Here is a 17,830-nt window from a genome sequence, read left to right as displayed (position 1 = left end):
GAGCGCGCCATAGTTTCGACGAAGCTGTATGGTGCGATGGGCGGGAACGTACCTCGCTTGAAGGTGGCGGTACGCTCCCATACATCCTTCATGCGACGTCGTTTTCCGGGCATACGGTCCCGGGCGCGTCTCAAGGCCGAGGCGCCGATCACCGGGCGGTTCAGGTGAGAGCAAGGAGAGACCTTTCGTGACCATACGCGCTCGTCGGACCGCGGCCGCGGCGGCAGCCGCCGAATCCCTCCATGCCCAGTCGTCGCGGGTCCTGGCGGCTTGGCTCATGGCGCTCCCGCTGCTCGCGGCTCTGCTGCTCGGGCCGGGCCTGGCCCACGGACAGGTGACGCCGCGGCCCAATGCGCCCGAGAGCTTCGCCGCCCTGGCCGAGCGGCTCCTGCCGGCCGTCGTCAACATCTCGACGACCCAGAATGGCAACGGCGAGCAGCCGGGACCGCGCGGAGAGAGGCGCCTGCCCGAGATGCCGCAGTTTCCGCCGGGCTCGCCCTTCGAGGAGTTCTTCCGCGACTTCTTCGAGCGCAACGGCCCGCCGGACCGAGGCCAGCCGCAGCGGCGCGCGACTTCGCTGGGCTCCGGCTTCATCATCGATCCCGCTGGCCTGGTGGTCACCAACAACCACGTGATCCAGGACGCCGACGAGATCTCGGTGATCCTGCACGACGACACGAACCTGAAGGCGGAGCTGGTCGGCCGCGACCCGAAGACCGACCTTGCGGTGCTGCGCGTCAAGGCCGACAAGGCGCTGCCCTTCGTCCGGTTCGGCAACAGCGACGAGATGCGCGTGGGCGACTGGGTGCTGGCCATCGGCAATCCCTTCGGCCTCGGCGGCACCGTCACCGCCGGCATCATCTCGGCCCGGGCGCGCGACATCAACGCCGGCCCCTATGACGACTTCCTGCAGACGGACGCGTCGATCAACCGTGGCAATTCCGGCGGCCCCATGTTCAACATGCGCGGCGAGGTGATCGGCATCAACACGGCCATCTTCTCGCCGACGGGCGGGTCGGTCGGCATCGGCTTCGCGATCCCGTCCTCCCTGGCGCAGCCGGTCGTCGCCCAGCTCCGCGACTTCGGCAAGACGCGCCGCGGCTGGCTGGGGGTCCGGATCCAGGCTATCACGCCCGAGATCGCCGAGAGCCTGGGGCTGCCGCGGCACACGGGCGCGCTGGTCGCCAGCGTCACGCCGGACGGCCCGGCTGCGCAGGCTGGCATCAAGGCCGGCGACGTGGTGCTGACCTTCGACGGCAAGGAGGTCGGCGAGATGCGGCGGCTGCCGCGCGTGGTGGCCGAGACGTCGGTCGATAAGCGCGTTCCCGTGACGATCTGGCGGAACGGCCGCCAGGAGAGCCTACAGGTGAAGGTCGGAGAGCTCGAGGCGGCCGAGGAATCGGGCGTGCTGGCCAATGCCCCGGCGGACCGCACCGGCCCCGGACGGAACGAGCGCGGGCAGCCCAGCGAGACCGTGGGCCAGGTCGGCCTGAAGCTGACGGGCCTGACGCCCGAGGCCCGGCGCCAGTTCAACATCGGCGAGCAGGTCAAGGGCGTCGTCGTCTCGGAGGTCGCGCCCGACAGCCCGGCCGCCGAGAAAGGCATCCGCGCGGGCGACGTGATCGTCGAAGTCGCGCAGGAGGAGGTTCGGGCGCCGCAGGACGTGGCGGCGAAGCTGAAGGCCGCAAAGGATGCCGGGCGCCGGTCCATCCTGCTTCTGGTGGATCGGGGCGGCGACCTCCGCTTCATCGCGCTCGGCTTGGGCTGAGGCGGCAGAGGCGGCCATGGAACGAGGGGCGGCCCCGCGGGGCCGCCCTTTCTTTTTGCCTTTCTGGCCCGAAGTAGGATGGTCCGGCGCCGCGCGCCGGTGTCCCATGGGCGGAGCACTGCCGCTGCGCGGCGGGATCGCGTCTTCGGGAGGGCCAAGCCTTGGCAGGACCGCTCCAGCCCCGTTTTCCCACCGTCGTACGGATCCTGGCCCGCGCGCTGGCCTGCGCCAGCCTGGCGGTTCCGATCGTGGCCACGGCCCAGGGGAGCGGTGCTCAAGGCGCGGGCGTCGCAGGCCCCGGTGAGGGGATCGCCGTGGCGATCGTCGAGTTCGCCAATCAGGACACCGCCGGCGAGGACGGCGAGCGCACGGCCAGTCATGCCGCGCGCGTGCGGGACTTCTCGGGCCTCCTGGGACGGACGCTCGCGGCCCGGGGCCGCTTCAAGGTCGTCGCGCTGCCCTGTCCCGGAGCAGGGTGCCCGTCGGCCGGCACGACCTTCCAGGAGGTGCTGCAAGAGGCCAGGGGCAGCGGGGCCAAGCTCCTGGTTCATGGCGGCATCCACAAAATGAGCACGCTGGTCCAGTGGGGCGCCGTGGAAGCCGTCGACGTGGAGCGCGGGCAGCCCGTGCTCGAGCGCTCCTTCTCGTTCCGGGGCGATACCGACGAGGCCTTCCGACGCGCGGCGGAGTTCATCGCGCGTTATTTCGAAGCGCTCCCGGCGGCGCGCTGAAGCGCACCTGCATAAGTAAGTGGCCGTTGGCGACGCTGAAGATCCGGAATCCGGGCCTTTTGCAGGCGCGGCGCGCTCGTGCGGCGGCGCCCGGTGGGCGCAGCGGAACTTCCGGCGGCGCAAAAAAAAACGCCGCCAGGTCAGGGACTTGGCGGCGAGTTGAACAGGGAGGCTTCACGTCTGGGAGACGCAGGGTCCGAAGACCCAACCCCGGGCCGGAGCCCGAGGCGAAACGTGGTTGCTGCGTCGCAGCACCCACGGCCTATTAATTGGTCACGGCCTGCCCGACTTCCATGCACAAAATCGCCGCGCCACATATGCGCGTGTTGCATGGCTCGCGCTGAATACGAATGTAATTTGCAGACCTAGCCATACGGCGCTCCCGAACGGGCCGGGAGCGCCGCCGCTCAGAACGCGGTTTCGGCGACCTTGCGCACGAGGAAGTCGCGGAAGACCGCGATTCGCTTGGAATTGCGCAGCTCCTCGGCATAGACGAAATAGGCCTCGACCTGCGGCCCGTCCACGTCCGGGAGAACGCGCACGATCTCGCGGTCGCCCTCGACCATGTAGTCCGGCAGGGCGGCCATTCCGAGGCCGCTCTGCACGGCCTTGTAGACGGCATAGGCGTTGTTCACGCGCAGGATCGCCTTCCGCCCGCCTTCGGGCGCGTTGCCGGCCTCGAGCAGCCAGTTCACGTTGGAGGTCGGCCAGCGCGCATCCGGTGGGAAGGCAAGAAGGTCGTGGTTGTCCAGCTCCTCCACCGTCCGCGGCATGCCCCGCCGCTGGATGTAGCTGGCATGGGCGAAGATGTGGAAATTGACCGTCATCAGGTGGCGCTGCACCAGGTCGGGCTGACGTGGCGCCGACATGCGAATCGCGATATCCGCCTCGCGCATGCCGAGATCGAGCTCGCTGTCGTCCAGAAGGACGGTGAGCTGCACGTCGGGATAGATCGACAGGAACTCGCGGATCCGGGGCACCAGCCAGGTGGTTCCGAAGCCGACGGTGGTCGTCACCTTCAGCGGGCCGCGCGGATGCTCGCGGCTTTCGGAGAGCATGGCCTCCGTCATGGACAGCTTGGCGAAGACTTCGCGGGCCGTCCGGTGCAGAAGCTCGCCCTGCTCGGTCAGGATCAGGCCGCGCGCGTGCCGGTGGAAGAGCGGTACGTTCAGGCTTTCCTCGAGCGCGCTGATCTGACGGCTGACCGCCGACTGGCTGAGGTTCAGCGTCTCGCCGGCATGCGTGAAGCTGCCGGCCTCCGCGACAGCGTGGAAGACCCTAAGCTTGTCCCAGTCCATGACCATCCCGTTGGCGCGGGCCGGCGGAGGAATTCTGGCCGACCCCGTTCGTCTTGGGCGGACCGTTAGGCCGCGTCATGCGATGATATAACGCAACCTCGGGCGAAATCACGTACATCCCGGGGGTTTATTGCTTCGTGAGCAAGTTTCCGCCCGAAAACCGGGCGGTCGCGTTGGGAAAGAGGATGGAATGGCCGAGCAACTGGACCTCGTGGACCGGCTCTGCGACTGGCTCGAGGAGCTGTCGGACGAGCAGCGCGAATCACTGACCCCCGAAGACATTGCGCGTGCGGTGCCCGAGGTGGCGCGCCTCGGCGACGAGGACATCCATCTGGTCGCCGAGACCTTCCTGTCCCGCGTCGACTATGCCGAGACGCCGGTTCGGACCATGCACGATCTGCTGGTCGCGGCCCGCGCCGCCGCAGGCGGGCCGCGCTGAGTTCAAGCGGTTGGAGGCGGTGCGGGGTCGCTCCGAACCTCGCACCCGCTTCGGGCACGCCGCGGCCGCACGGCTGCCGGCGCTACTCCCAAGCCCCGATCATGTCCCTGCGGCGCCGCTCCTCGCTGGCGGCCGGCCCGGCTTCGTGCTCGGCCAGCCACTTCTCGGCCTCCAGGGCGGCCATGCACCCCATGCCGGCCGCCGTGATCGCCTGGCGGTAGACCTTGTCCCGGACATCGCCGGCGGCGAAGACGCCGGGAACGCTGGTGGCGGTCGAATCGGGCCGCGTCAGCACGTAGCCCTGATCGTCCATCTCGACCTTGCCGCGGAAGATGGCGGTGGCCGGGTCGTGGCCGATGGCCACGAAGACGCCGTCCGTGGGCAGGTCGCTCAGCGTGCCGGTCTTCACGTTGCGCAGGCGCACGCCGGTCACGCCCTTGGGCGGGCCATCCTCGCCCAGGATGTCCTCGACCACGCTGTCCCAGACCACCGAGACCTTCGGGTTGCGGAGCAGGCGGTCCTGAAGGATGCGCTCGGCCCGGAAGCTGTCGCGGCGGTGCACCACCGTGACCTTGCTGGCGTGGTTCGTGAGGTAGAGCGCCTCCTCGACGGCGGAATTGCCGCCGCCGACCACGACCACCTCCTTGCCGCGGAAGAAGAAGCCGTCGCAGGTCGCGCAGGCCGAGACGCCGAAGCCGGCGAAATGCCGCTCGCCTGGCAGGCCGAGCCAGCGCGCCTGGGCGCCGGTCGCGATCACCACCGTGTCGCCGGTGTAGGTGTCGCCCGAATCGCCCTTGGCAAGGAAGGGATGCCGGCTGAAGTCGACCTCGGTGATCACGTCGAAGACCATGCGGGTCCCGACATGCTCGGCCTGCTTCTGCATCTGCTCCATCAGCCAGGGGCCCTGGATCACGTCCGCGAAGCCGGGATAGTTCTCGACATCGGTCGTGATCATGAGCTGGCCGCCGGGCTGCATGCCCTGTACGACCATGGGCGCCAGATTGGCGCGGGCGGCATAGATCGCGGCCGTATAGCCGGCGGGGCCCGCGCCGATCACGAGGACCTTGGTGTGGTGGTTCTGGGGCATCGGGGCGGTCTCGTCAGAATCCGAACATGTGGTCGAGGCTGAAGGCGGCCTCGCCGGCCATCAGCCCATGATAGCCGAAGAGGCGGCAGGTCAAGTCCCTGATCAGCACGTAGGCATCCGGACCGGCGGCTGCCAGCTCCTCGGGAGAGAAGGTCGCGCTGGCCTGGAAGAGGTGCGAGCCCGAGGCCGGGATCTCCACCCGGCGGCGCGCCACCTCGCGCCCGTCGGCCCCATGCAGGATCAGGTCGGTCTCGCTGACGGGGCGCCACGGCGTGGAGTTCGGATAGACCAGGCAGCAGAAGGCATCGTGCCCATTCCGCCCGAGGCGAAGGAACAGCCTTGTCGTCAGCCCGGGCGGCCGGCCGGCGTAGCTCTGCGGCTCGTTCCGGTAGGTCAGCACGGTGTTGTAGATGTGCGAGCCGAAGCTGGTCTCGGCGCCGTGGCCGCCATGGCGCTGCTCGTAGCGGAAGATCGCGTGAAGCCAACCGTCGCCTTGCTCACCGGCTTCCCAGTCGTAGACGATCTCCATGTGCCCGCGGCCCGATGGAAGGCTGGCCCCGGCAGTGGCCATCCAATCGTCGACCTCGAGCGCGACGCTGTCACGGCGCGCAAGGTTGCCGAAGCGATGTTCGGCGACCTGGCGGCCCGTGGCGTCGAACAGCAGCGCCTTGATGGGCAGATGCTCCTGGCTGCGGGCCATGGGCGTCGGCAGGGCGATGGTGCGGAAGCGGTCGAGCGGCAGGACCGGCGCCGGCAGGATGAAGCCCTTGCCCATCAGCCCGGCGAGCCGCGGCAGGCGCGGATCGGGCCGCGTATCCGTGCGCTCGACATTGGCGTGGGCGATGCGGGTCCGCCCCGAGGCCGCGAGGACCTCGTAGCGGGGCCGCACGAAGTGGCGGCCCGCCACGACCTCGAGCTGCTGCGGCCAGCGGGCGTCCGGCATCAGCCGGCCGACGTCGAGCGCCACCGTCCCGAAGGGCGGCACCACCTGCGGATAGGGGACGAAGCTGTCGTCCCGGCCCATCAGGTTCAGACCGATCGCGCCCGCCGGAATCGGGCAGGGGTGGCTGTTCTGGACCCAGAGCAGGACCCGCTCGCCGTCGCGCGGCGCCGGCAGCCCGGCATAGTAGTCGGACGGCCAGGCGTTGGCGTCATGGGTGCAGGACAGCTCCTCGGCCGCATCGCCGTAGGTGTCGAGCGCGTACTTGACGATGTCGTGCCCGGCCGCGCCCAGCACATGCACGAAGAGGGATCCCGTGAACTCGGGCAGGCCGAAGCGCGCCCGGACATCGGCGCTGTCCACCACGACGGTGGCGTTGGTGCCGGGCAACGGGTCGGTCCATTCGGCCAGTGTTGCGCCCTCGGCGTCGAGCAGACGGCACCAGAGGCGCTGGCCGCCGGTGCCGCCATAGGCTGCCCAGTAGTTGGCGGTGACCAGGCGCGTGTGCCGCCCGGCGCCGTCGCGGAAGAAGACGAAGTTGGTGGCCCAGTTGATTCCGGCGAGATAGTTGCGCCGGTCGCTCAGCATCTCGGCGGGCAGGCGCATCGCGTCCAGGGTCAGCACGGCGGCGCCAGGCGGAATCAGGTGGGCTGCGTTGGCCGTGGGCCGGTCTGCGTCGAAGGTCGCGACCAGCACGGCGCGCGCGCCGCTGGCGGGCAGCTCCGTGACCGGCTTCGCGACTGTTCCAAGGAGCTCCGCCCCGACCTTCTCCACGTCCTGAACGTAGATGCCAGCGATCCGCACCCGCGACAGGTCGTAGAGCTCGGTGAAAGAGGCCAGGAAGCCGTAGGGGTCGTAGATCGCGACCGGGCCCGCCGCCTCCAGCCGCGCCACGAGGTCACGGGCGAGGGGGGCCGCCACCGGGTGGCCGGCTGCCTTGAAGAAGCTGCTGCCGCCGCTGGTGTTGCTGAAGGTCTCGATCCTGAGGGCCATGCGCTGGGACTCGCCTTGAAGAGCTCGCGCCGGGACGGCCGCGGAATGCCCGCCCGGACGCTCGCAGCCCCCCGTTGTGCTCGGATCCGGACCGCCCTGTCAACGACCGGTCTGTTTCAGCTGTTTCAACGGCGGGTCTGCCGATGGCTCCCGACGGCGATGTCCCTCCGGGCGGCTCGGCCGCCGCGGCTCAGGCGACCGGGGTGTCGGGAAAGGCGAGTTCGTGCCGCGCGCGCCATTCCGAGGTGACGTAGTTGACGATGATGGACTTGCGCACGCCGCGGATCGGCCGCTTCCGGAAGCCGTGCCACGACCGGTCGGAGGGCACGAAGATCAGGCCCCCATTGAAGGCGAAGGGGGCGCTGTAGAGGAACTTGTCAGGGCCGTCCAGCACGTCGGTTCCCCAATCCTCGGTCCCCGGGCCGCTGGAGAGATAGACGAGCATGGTGTAGCGCTTCACGCCGATGTCGGTATGCGGCTCCAGCCAAAACCCGTCGGTGTCCTGGCAGTACTCGATCCTTAGCGAGGTCCCCGACAGGTCGATGCCGCAGCTCCGCTCGATGGCGTCGACCGCCGCGCCACCCTGCAGCGTGCGGGCCAGACGGTCGCAGACCGCAAAGCGCTCGCGGTTCTCGGGCGAGAAATAGACCCGGGTCTGGTTGTTCGTGTCGCGTTTGCCGCGGGTATCGCCGATCTCGGCGGGGGAGAAGGGCAGTGCCGCGATCCCGGCTGCCATGTCCTCGGGCAGGACGTCGCTCAGCAGCCAGTGCGGGTAGGGCCGCGGGCGCAGCTCGGCCGCGGCGAGGCTCGCGACGAAGCGGGATGCCGTCTCCGCGTCCTGAGGGAGAGCGGGCGGGGCGAGATCTGCGGTCGGGGCCATGGTCGGCGTCGTGGCTCGGTTTGCGAGTGATGCCAACCCGAGATACGCGGCCCCGGCCGCGAACTCAATCCGCGCCGGCGGGGGCGAGACGTTTCGCCGCGAGCCGCCGGCGGACCTCCCGCGCCACGTCGGCCGTGTCGTCCAGGGGAGGGTAGGTCCAGGTCTCGAGCTCGCCCGTGAAAGCGCGGATGATGCCATCGGCGCGCAGCCCGTCGTGGAAGCTCCGGAACTTGTCGGAGCCGCCTTCGAGATCGACCACGTAGACGGGTTTTCCCGTCGACGCCGCCTCCGAGACCATGGACACGCTGTCGCAGGTGACGACGACGTAGTCCGCCAGTCCGAGATAGCCGAGATAGGGGTTCTCGCCCTTGCCGTCCCAGACGACGGCCGGCTTGCCGGCCAACCGCTCGCGCAGGACCTTCTCGTTTGCGGCGCCGGTGCGGCGTGACGGCGTCACCATCAGGCCGGCGCCGTGCCGGTCGCACAGCATCGCGAGGCGGTCGGCCAGAGTCGCCGTGATCTCGGGCGTCAGGGCGTAGACGCCGTTGTCCCCGCCCACCAGCACGGCCACCCGCGGGCGCGGCAGGTGGGCGAGCTGCGGCGCAAAGCGCTCGGCGGCCGCGTCCAGCGCCGCCTTCGTCACGTGGTGCAGCGCGCCGCGCGTCACCATCACGTTGGGCCCCCGGAGCCGGTCATGCCGCGGCACGACGACGAGATCGAAGTTCCTCGGCGAGATCTGCGGCTCCTGGATCTTCACCGTGAAGGTCCTGCCGCCGCTGAGTTTGCGTGCGGCCAGCAGCGGCGCGATGGAGCTGCGCCCGGTCCCGATCATCAGGTCTGGCCATGGTGGGGCGATGGGGTCTCCGCCGGGCCCCGCGGCAAAGCGGCTTCCCAGCTTCAGGAACGGGCTGAGCTGGCGCCATGGCGTGCGCAGCTTGACGCGCTTGACCACCGGGTCGAGACCGAGCGCCCATGCGAGGCCGAGGCACTGGTTCTCCATCCCGGCCGCGCCTTCCGACACGACCCAGCAGGTGAGGGACTGCACGATCCAGCGAGCTCCTGTTCCGGGCGGGCGCCTGCCCATGCGGCATCCCAGGCAATCCACGATGCTCCGGCATGGGCCGCCGGCTTATAAAGTTTCACTCTTGTGCGGAAGCGGTATCTTGGCGTACACCAAGCCTCACGCAATATCCTTTCCAAACCGACACTATCCGAGAGACCCAAATGCGGCGAGTCAAGCTCGACCGGATCGACCGGCGAATCCTGCGCGACCTCCAGAACGACGGCCGCATGACGAACGTCGAACTGGCCCGGCGGGCCGGAATCTCGGCGCCGCCTTGCCTGCGTCGCGTGCGTGCGCTGGAGGAATCCGGCTATATCCGTGGCTACCACGCCGACATCAATCCCGAGGCGCTCGGCTTCGGGGTCACGGTGTTCGCGCAGGTAGGGCTGACCAGTCAAGCGGAAGCCGACCTCAGGAAATTCGAAGAGCTCGTGAACAGCTGGCCGCTGGTGCGCGAATGCCACATGCTGGCCGGCGAGACCGATTTCCTTCTCAAGATCGTGGCCGAGGACTGGGACGCCTATCAGCGCTTCCTGACCACCAAGCTGACCGCGGCCCCCAACGTCAGCCACGTGAAGTCGGCCCTGGCCATCCGCAACTCCAAGTACCTGCCCGGAGTTCCGATCGACACGGAGGTCGGGGATATGCCGGAAGAGGCCGAGTTGGAGGAGTAGGCTCTTACTTTCCGGAGGATTGTGCCGCCCTCGGCGGGACGGCACTTTCTGGGCCTCGTTTCGGTTTCGCCGCGGGATGCGATGTCTCTTTCGCACACAAAGCTCCAGGGAAAGCGCATCCTCGCTGTCGAGGACGAGCTTCTTGTCTGCATGGATCTCGAGGCGATCCTCGAGGGCGCCGGCTGCGTGGTGATCGGCCCTGCGGCAAATCTCGACCAGGCGCTGGACCTGGCCCGGTCCGAGTCGATCGACGCGGCGGTGCTCGACGTGAACCTCGACGGGCGCCCAGTATTTCCGGCAGCCGAGATCCTGCGTGAGCGCCAGGTGCCGTTCGTCTTCGCTTCGGGCTACGGCGGCGAGCTCAGCGTGCCGGAGCTGCTGCGCGGCGTTCCCCGCGTCGCCAAGCCCTATTCCGATGATGCGATCCTGGCGGCGCTGTCCCAGGCGATCCACGGAGCCTAGGGCGATCTAAGGCTCGCCCCGAACCTCGAATCGCTGCCAACTCGTTGAAGCTGAAGCGGTTGAACGCGATCTGGTTCCACGCCGGATCGCGATCCGCTCTATGCCGCGCCCCGCGGCTGCAAGTCACGCGCGCAGGCGGTCGTGACGCCGATCCGGCCAGACCAGGAACACGATGGCCCTCGCCAGCGCCCTCCGTCTCAGGGGCTCGCTGCGCGGCGGCTTGTTCCGAAGCAGCGCTCTCGCCTGCAGTCGGCATGTCGCACGGATCGCCGCATTCGTCGTAGTCGATTTGGCCAAGTCCGCCCCCATAACTCTAACGAAGGTACTACATTCCTTCGTATGAATCTAGGAATTCGAGCGGAATGCCTCAGAAACTGATGGCGAAGCGCGTGCCGGTGGGCAGCCGCTCGACCGAGAGCCGGCCCTCCACCTGACGCATCAGCGCCGATACGAGCTTCATGCCCAGGGTGCGGGCCCTCGTCGGGTCGAAGTTGTCAGGCAGGCCGACGCCGCGATCGCTGACCGACAGGCGGTGGCCACCCTCCGGCAGCGCCTCGAAGACGACCTCCGCATAGGCCGGGGCCTCGCCGGGATAGGCATGGTGCAGTACGTTGCTGAGCAGCTCGTTGGCCACGAGGGCCAGCGGGACGACCCGTTCGGTGGGCAGCTCCACGCGCGTCGTACGCACCTCGATGGTGCAGTCCCGGCCGCTCAGAACGGCGCCCCGTTCCGCGTCCTTGCAGAGTCCGCACAGGAAATCGCCGAACTCGACGGCCGAGACGCGTCCTGTCCGGTACAGGCGCTCGTGCACGTTCGCGACCGTCAGGACCCGCCGATAGGCCTCGCCGAACTGGACCTCGGCCGCCTCGCCGAGCATCCGCCCCTGGAGGTTCAGGAGGCTCGCGACGAGCTGGAGGCTGTTCTTGACGCGATGGTGAACCTCGCCGAACAGCTCGCGGGAACGCGCCAGCGCCGCCTCCTTCTCGGCCAGGGCCTGGGCCAGCGCGTCCTGCTCGAGCTTGCGCCGGGTGATATCCATTGCGACGCCGATCAGGCGCTGCGGCCGTCCGTTCTCGGCGTCCAGCGCCTCGCCGCGGACCGCCAGCCAGGTCACCGGGCCGTCCTCGGCGCCGACGCGGATCTCCACGTCGATGGGCTGGCGCCTGAGCCGCGCCTCGGTCAGCGCCTCGACCAGCGTGGGGCGGTCATCGGGATGGACCTGCTCCAGCAGAAGCGGCGCCGGAAGTGGCCCGGGCCCCGCGATGCCGAACAGGCGGTCGGTCTGGGGGGAGCGCTCGACCAGATCCGTTTCCAGGTCGATTTCCCAGTCGCCCATCAGGGCTGCGGCAAGGGCCAGACGGTGGCGCAGCTCGCTGGCCCGCAGGTCGCCCTCGGCCCGCTTCAGGGCGCTGATGTCGCGCCAAGCCGCGACGCCACCCACGATCGCGCCCGAGGCGTCGCGCACCGGGCCGGCGCTGCACAGGATCGGTATGCGCCTTCCGTCGGCGTGCTCCAGCAGAAGCTCGGTGTCTGTGATGACCTCTCCGTACCACGTCGCCCGGGTCAGCGGCATGTCCTCGTCCGCGGCGGGCGTGCCGTCCGGGCGGAAGATCCTCCAGGCCGTCACATGCTTGTCCGCCGTAAGGCCGAGCACGGCCTCGGGCCCGCCCCCGGCCTGGGCGAGGCCATAATCGCTGACGAGCCGGACCGTGACGTCGGGCCCCTCGGCGATGATCAGGCCTTCCGGCAGGTAGCGCATCAGCGCATCCAACCATCCGGAGGCGCGGTCGACGTCGGCGAGTTGGGCCCCGCCACCGAGCAGCACGAGGACAGCGGGGCCGTCCGGCCCCGCCAATGCCATCAGGATCACTTCGCGGGGGACGTCCGCGATAGTCAGCGCGGGCAGGCGATGCCACATGCCGGCATTCCGGACGCCTTCGACCAGGGCCGGGTCCAGGTTGGGGATCGCATCCGCCAGCGCCGTGCCGACCGCGGCGGGAAAGCCGCGGGACACATGCGCGATCCGGGGCCCGGGCCAGCTCAGCAGCGCGGCCGGGACCGGGAGCTCGTCGAGCGCGGCGAAGCCCGGGGCGAGCGTCTCCGAACCCTGAACCGGGGCGCGGCCCGCCCCGGTGAGCCTCTTTTTCATGAATGAAGTCCCGAACCGATTATGTCCCGCCGGTCAGCACAAGCTTGCGCGAGACCACAGGCCTTGGACATGGCTCGGTGGGGGTATGGCGAAAGACCGGCGAGCCTACTTGAACTCGACCTTGACGATCTCGTAGCTCTTGGAACCGCCGGGCGTGCTGACCTCGACCATGTCGCCGACCGACTTGCCGATCAGGGCGCGGGCCAGCGGCGAGGTCACCGAGAGCAGCCCCTGCTTGATGTCGCTCTCGTCCTGGCCGACGATCTGGTAGGTCGTCTCCTCGTCGGTGTCCTCGTCGGCGATGGTCGCCGTCGCGCCGAACTTGATGACGTCGCCCGACAGCTTCGAGACGTCGATCACCTCGGCCCGGCTGATCTTGTCCTCGAGCTCCATGACGCGGCCCTCGATGAAGCCCTGCCGCTCGCGGGCCGCGTGGTACTCGGCGTTCTCCGACAGGTCGCCGTGCTCGCGGGCCTCGGCGATCGCCTTGATCACCGCGGGGCGCTCCACCGCCTTCAGGTGCCTCAATTCCTCCTGAAGCCGGTTGTAGCCGGCCGCCGTCATCGGAACCTTTTCCATTTCACGGTCCACTAGCGTTGACGGGAATACGCGGCACGGCCGGGGGCCGTACCGTCACGCCCGGTTCTTCAATACGATCCGCTGAGGTATGACTGCAGCGGGGCCACTTCAAGGCTGCCGTTCCGTAGTGCCGCGATCGCCTCCACGGCCGCCCGGGCGCCTGCCACGGTGGTGTAATACGGAATGTTATTGACCAGAGCTGTCCTGCGCAAGCTGAAGCTGTCGGCCAGCGCGACGGCGCCCTCGGTCGTGTTGAAGACGAGATTCACCCCGCCGTCGATCATTGCATCGACGATATGCGGCCGCCCTTCGACGACCTTGTTCACCCGGACGCAATTCAGCCCCCATTCGCCGAACTTCTTGGCGGTCCCTTCGGTGGCGAGGATCCGGAAGCCCATCTCGGCGAGGCGCTTGGCGGCAGGGAAGACCGCGGCCTTGTCGCGGTCCTTGACCGAGATGAAGACCGTGCCGCCCAGCGGCAGGGTCACGCCGGCGCCGAGCTGCGACTTGGCGAAGGCGCGGGCGAAGTCGCGGTCCAGGCCCATGACCTCGCCCGTGCTCTTCATCTCGGGGCCAAGGACGATGTCGACGCCGGGGAAGCGCGCGAACGGGAACACGGCCTCCTTGACCGCGGTGTGCGGCGGGAAGGGGCCCTGCAGGCGGAAGTCAGCCAGCTTCTCGCCGGCCATCACGCGCGCCGCGATCTTCGCGATCGGGGTGCCGGTCGCCTTGGCGACGAAGGGCACGGTGCGCGAGGCCCGCGGGTTTACCTCCAGGATGAAGACGGTTCCGTCCTTCACCGCGAACTGCACGTTCATGAGGCCGCGCACGCCCAGCGCCTCGGCCAGCATGCGGGCCTGCTGTGAGATCTCGTCGACAGTGGGCCGCGGCAGCGAGTGCGGCGGCAGCGCACAGGCGCTGTCGCCGGAATGGATCCCGGCCTCCTCGATGTGCTCCATGATGCCGGCAACGTAGACCTGCTCGCCATCCGCGACCGCGTCGACATCGACCTCGATCGCGTCCTGCAGGTAGCTGTCGATCAGCACCGGGTTCTTGCCCGAAACCTTCACGGCCGTGCCCATGTAGCGGCGCAGGCCGGCCATATCGTGCACGATCTCCATGGCGCGCCCGCCGAGCACGTAGGAAGGGCGGATCACCACGGGGAAGCCGATGCGCTCGGCAACGGCCTCGGCCTCCTCGAGGCTGCGCGCGAGGCCGTTGGCGGGCTGCTTCAGGCCGAGCCGGTGCAGGAGCTGCTGGAAGCGCTCGCGATCCTCGGCCAGATCGATGGCGTCGGGCGAGGTGCCGAGGATCGGGATCCCGGCCTTCTCCAGCGCATCGGCCAGCTTCAGCGGCGTCTGGCCGCCGAACTGGACGATGGCGCCCAGGACCTCGCCCCTGGCCTGCTCGCCGCGCACGAGCTCGATCACGTCCTCGGCGGTCAGGGGCTCGAAGTAGAGCCGGTCCGAGGTGTCGTAGTCGGTCGAGACGGTCTCGGGGTTGCAGTTGACCATGATCGTCTCGTAGCCGGCCTCGCGCAGGGCGTAGACGGCATGGACGCAGCAGTAGTCGAACTCGATGCCCTGGCCGATGCGGTTGGGCCCGCCGCCCAGGATCACGACCTTGCGCCGGTCGGTGGGCTGCGCCTCGTTCTCGGAGACGCCGAGCCCGTCGGCCTCGTAGGTCGAGTACATGTAGGGCGTGTCCGAGGCGAACTCGGCCGCGCAGGTGTCGATGCGCTTGTAGACCGGCCGGACACCGGACGAACGGCGCGCCTCGGCCACCTCCGCCTCGGTGGTGCCCGCCAGCGCCGCGAGCCGCGCGTCCGAGAAGCCCATGGACTTGATCCGCAGCCAGCGGCGGGAATCGGCCGGCAGCCCGCCGGCACGGATCTCGGCCTCGGCCGCCACGATGCCCTCGACCTGGCGCAGGAACCAGGGGTCGTATTTGCAGATCGCCTGAACCTCCTCGACCGAGAGCCCTGCCCGGAAGGCCTGGGCGATGGTCAGCAGGCGGTCGGGGGTGGGCTTCGCGAGCTGCGCGCGGATGGCCGCCGCGTCGCCGTCGCCGATCGCGACCTCGTCGAAGCCGGTCAGGCCCGTCTCCATGGAGCGCAGGGCCTTCTGGACGCTCTCCTGGAAGTTCCGGCCGATCGCCATGGCCTCGCCGACCGACTTCATGCTGGTGGTCAGCGACGGGTCCGAACCCGGGAACTTCTCGAAAGTGAAGCGCGGCATCTTCGTGACGACGTAGTCGATCGTCGGCTCGAAGCTGGCCGGGGTCACCCCGGTGATGTCGTTGCTGAGCTCGTCCAGCGTGTAGCCCACGGCGAGCTTCGCGGCGACCTTGGCGATGGGGAAGCCCGTCGCCTTGGAGGCCAGCGCGGAGGAGCGGCTGACGCGCGGGTTCATCTCGATCACGACCAGACGGCCGGTATCGGGATTCACCGCGAACTGGACGTTGGAACCGCCGGTGTCCACCCCGATCTCGCGGAGCACCGCGATCGAGGCGTTCCGCATGATCTGGTATTCCTTGTCGGTCAGCGTCAGCGCCGGGGCCACGGTCACGCTGTCGCCGGTGTGGATTCCCATGGGATCCAAGTTCTCGATGGAGCAGATGATGATGCAGTTGTCGGCGCGATCGCGCACGACCTCCATCTCGTACTCCTTCCAGCCCAGCACCGATTCCTCGATCAGCACCTCGCTGACCGGGGAGGCGCGCAGGCCGCCGCGCACGATCTCCTCGAACTCAAGCTTGTTGTAGGCGATGCCGCCGCCCGTGCCGGCCAGCGTGAAGGAAGGCCGGATGATCGCCGGCAGGCCGACCGCCTCCAGCGCCTCCAGCGCCTCCTCGTAGGTCTTCACCAGGCGCGACTTCGGGCTTTCGAGCCCGATCTTGTCCATGGCGTCGCGGAACAGCAGCCGGTCCTCGGCCTTGATGATCGCCTCCTCCTTGGCGCCGATCAGCTCGACGCCCAGGCGGGCCAGGGTGCCGTCGCGCGACAGGGCCATGGCGGTGTTCAGCGCGGTCTGGCCGCCCATGGTGGGCAGCAGCGCATCCGGCCGCTCGCGTTCCAGGATCTGCGCCACCGTCGCCGGCGTGATCGGCTCGATGTAGGTGGCGTCCGCCAGGTTCGGGTCCGTCATGATCGTGGCGGGGTTGGAGTTCACCAGGATGACCCGGTATCCCTCCTCGCGCAGCGCCTTGCACGCCTGGACGCCCGAATAGTCGAATTCGCAGGCCTGGCCGATCACGATCGGCCCGGCGCCGATGATGGCGATGGACTTGAGGTCAGTGCGTCTGGGCATGGTCGGGCGCTCGGGTGTTGGCGGACGCGCAAAAAAATCCCTCGCGGTCGAGCCGGGAGGGGGGCGGCGATCGGTCGATCCTTATAGAGGCATCGTCCGATGGAGTGAAGACCCCGCGGGTACCCCTTCAGGGCGTTCGCGGGGCATCGCGGACCTGCGCCCCGGGCTCACGAGCCGCGGCTGTCGATCAGGTCCATGAAGCGCTTGAAGAGGTAATGGCTGTCCTGCGGCCCGGGCGAGGCCTCGGGATGATACTGGACCGAGAAGACCGGCCGGTCCTTCACCTTGATGCCCTCGTTGGTGCCGTCGAACAGGCTGACATGGGTCACCTCGGCCTCGGGCGGCAAGCTCTCTGGCACCACCACGAAGCCGTGGTTCTGGCTGGTGATCTCGACCTGGCCGGTCGCAAGGTCCTTGACCGGATGGTTGGCGCCCCGGTGGCCGCGGTCCATTTTCTCGGTCCGCCCGCCCAGCGCCAGGGACAGGATCTGGTGCCCCAGGCAGATGCCGAACATCGGCACTCCGCTGTCCAGCAGGCCACGCACCGTCGGCACGGCATAGGCGCCGGTCGCGGCCGGATCCCCGGGGCCGTTGGACAGGAAGACGCCGTCGGGCTTCTGCGCGATCACCTCCTCGGCTGTGGCCGTCGCCGGCAGCACCGTGACGCGGCAGCCCGCAGCCGCCAGGCAGCGCAGGATGTTGCGCTTGGCGCCGAAATCCAGCGCGACGACATGGCGTGTCGGCGCGTCCTGGGTGCCGTACCCGCTGCCGAGGTCCCAGAGCGTCTCGCTCCAGGTGTAGGTCTGGCGGCACGACACCTCGCGCGCCAGATCCATGCCTTCGAGGCCGGGCCACTCGGCGGCCTGGCGCCACAGCGCCTCCAGGTCGAGCCTGCCGTCCGGCGCATGGGCGACCACGCCGTTGGGCGCGCCGCCGTCGCGGATCAGCCGGGTCAGCCGGCGCGTGTCGACGCCCGTGATGCCGACGAGGTCGTAAGACTTCAGCCACTCGTCCAGGTGCCGGGTCGCGCGCCAGTTGGAGGGCTCGGTGACGTCGGCCCGCAGGATCAGGCCGCGCGCCGCCGGCGTCGTCGTCTCGACGTCCTCGGCGTTTGTGCCGACATTGCCGACATGGGGAAAGGTGAAGGTGATGATCTGGCCGGCGTAGGACGGGTCGGTCAGGATCTCCTGGTAGCCCGTCATGGAGGTGTTGAAGCAGACCTCGCCGACGCGGCTTCCGAAGGCCCCGACGCCACGTCCCCACAGCACGGTTCCGTCGGCCAGCACGACCGCGGCGGTCGCCCCCTCGGGGCGGGCGGCCGCAGCGGCCCGGAGCTTCTCGGCGGGGCCGGCGGGGATCGGGTCGGTCATCGGCTTACCTCGTAGACGGCGCAAACGGCGGGCGGCACATGGGTTCCGCGAGGGCAGCGGTCAACCCCGGACCTGCTGCCGAGGTCCGG

14 protein-coding genes are annotated in these 17,830 nt (G+C 69.2%); 5 read left to right on the top strand and 9 right to left on the bottom strand.

The window, feature by feature from the left end; genetic code table 11:
* Window positions 1–277: 277 nt before the first annotated feature.
* Together JUB13_RS17830 and JUB13_RS17825 are read left to right on the top strand one after the other, a co-directional pair.
* Complete coding sequence (locus JUB13_RS17830) at window positions 278–1,768, top strand: DegQ family serine endoprotease (protein WP_207481444.1); 1,491 nt, start codon at window positions 278–280, stop codon at window positions 1,766–1,768.
* Between the two features lie 161 nt (window positions 1,769–1,929).
* Complete coding sequence (locus JUB13_RS17825; protein WP_207481363.1) at window positions 1,930–2,499, top strand: DUF2380 domain-containing protein; 570 nt, start codon at window positions 1,930–1,932, stop codon at window positions 2,497–2,499.
* 407 nt (window positions 2,500–2,906) lie between these two features.
* On the opposite strand, the gene JUB13_RS17820 is transcribed toward JUB13_RS17825, so the two are convergent.
* A complete protein-coding gene (locus tag JUB13_RS17820) occupies window positions 2,907–3,797 on the bottom strand; it encodes a LysR family transcriptional regulator (protein ID WP_207481362.1) in 891 nt (296 codons plus the stop codon).
* A gap of 190 nt (window positions 3,798–3,987) precedes the next feature.
* On the opposite strand from JUB13_RS17820, the gene JUB13_RS17815 reads away from it, so the two are divergent.
* On the top strand, window positions 3,988–4,236 hold the full coding sequence (locus JUB13_RS17815; protein WP_207481361.1) for a hypothetical protein: 249 nt from the start codon (window positions 3,988–3,990) through the stop codon (window positions 4,234–4,236).
* A gap of 82 nt (window positions 4,237–4,318) precedes the next feature.
* Here JUB13_RS17815 and trxB read toward each other — a convergent pair whose 3' ends face one another.
* The 4 genes from trxB to JUB13_RS17795 form a co-directional block, all read right to left on the bottom strand.
* Complete coding sequence (gene trxB / locus JUB13_RS17810; RefSeq protein WP_207481359.1) at window positions 4,319–5,323, bottom strand: thioredoxin-disulfide reductase; 1,005 nt, start codon at window positions 5,321–5,323, stop codon at window positions 4,319–4,321.
* 13 nt (window positions 5,324–5,336) lie between these two features.
* Complete coding sequence (locus tag JUB13_RS17805) at window positions 5,337–7,256, bottom strand: hypothetical protein (protein WP_207481357.1); 1,920 nt, start codon at window positions 7,254–7,256, stop codon at window positions 5,337–5,339.
* Between the two features lie 190 nt (window positions 7,257–7,446).
* On the bottom strand, window positions 7,447–8,136 hold the full coding sequence (locus JUB13_RS17800) for a 2OG-Fe(II) oxygenase (protein WP_236025029.1): 690 nt from the start codon (window positions 8,134–8,136) through the stop codon (window positions 7,447–7,449).
* A 64-nt stretch (window positions 8,137–8,200) separates the two neighbouring features.
* Entirely contained in the window at window positions 8,201–9,181 is a 981-nt protein-coding gene (locus tag JUB13_RS17795; RefSeq protein ID WP_328702958.1) for a mitochondrial fission ELM1 family protein, read from the bottom strand.
* Window positions 9,182–9,360: 179 nt separating this feature from the next.
* On the opposite strand from JUB13_RS17795, the gene JUB13_RS17790 reads away from it, so the two are divergent.
* Window positions 9,361–9,873 carry an Lrp/AsnC family transcriptional regulator gene (locus JUB13_RS17790; protein WP_207481354.1) on the top strand — a complete coding sequence of 171 codons (513 nt, stop codon included), beginning with the start codon at window positions 9,361–9,363 and terminating at the stop codon, window positions 9,871–9,873.
* An 81-nt stretch (window positions 9,874–9,954) separates the two neighbouring features.
* Entirely contained in the window at window positions 9,955–10,335 is a 381-nt protein-coding gene (locus tag JUB13_RS17785) for a response regulator (protein ID WP_207481352.1), read from the top strand.
* Window positions 10,336–10,702: 367 nt separating this feature from the next.
* Here JUB13_RS17785 and JUB13_RS17780 read toward each other — a convergent pair whose 3' ends face one another.
* From JUB13_RS17780 to carA, 4 genes are all read right to left on the bottom strand, one after another.
* Window positions 10,703–12,484 (bottom strand): histidine kinase dimerization/phosphoacceptor domain -containing protein, encoded by a 1,782-nt coding sequence (locus tag JUB13_RS17780; RefSeq protein ID WP_207481350.1) that lies wholly within the window; start codon window positions 12,482–12,484, stop codon window positions 10,703–10,705.
* A gap of 105 nt (window positions 12,485–12,589) precedes the next feature.
* Entirely contained in the window at window positions 12,590–13,063 is a 474-nt protein-coding gene (greA, locus tag JUB13_RS17775; protein ID WP_207481348.1) for a transcription elongation factor GreA, read from the bottom strand.
* 68 nt (window positions 13,064–13,131) lie between these two features.
* Entirely contained in the window at window positions 13,132–16,371 is a 3,240-nt protein-coding gene (carB, locus tag JUB13_RS17770) for a carbamoyl-phosphate synthase large subunit (protein ID WP_207481346.1), read from the bottom strand.
* A gap of 167 nt (window positions 16,372–16,538) precedes the next feature.
* Window positions 16,539–17,741 (bottom strand): glutamine-hydrolyzing carbamoyl-phosphate synthase small subunit, encoded by a 1,203-nt coding sequence (gene carA, locus JUB13_RS17765; protein WP_207481344.1) that lies wholly within the window; start codon window positions 17,739–17,741, stop codon window positions 16,539–16,541.
* Window positions 17,742–17,830: the final 89 nt, after the last annotated feature.

Source organism: Arenibaculum pallidiluteum (assembly GCF_017355985.1).
Classification (GTDB): domain Bacteria; phylum Pseudomonadota; class Alphaproteobacteria; order Azospirillales; family Azospirillaceae; genus Arenibaculum; species Arenibaculum pallidiluteum.
This window is presented reverse-complemented; position numbering and strand designations above follow the sequence as displayed.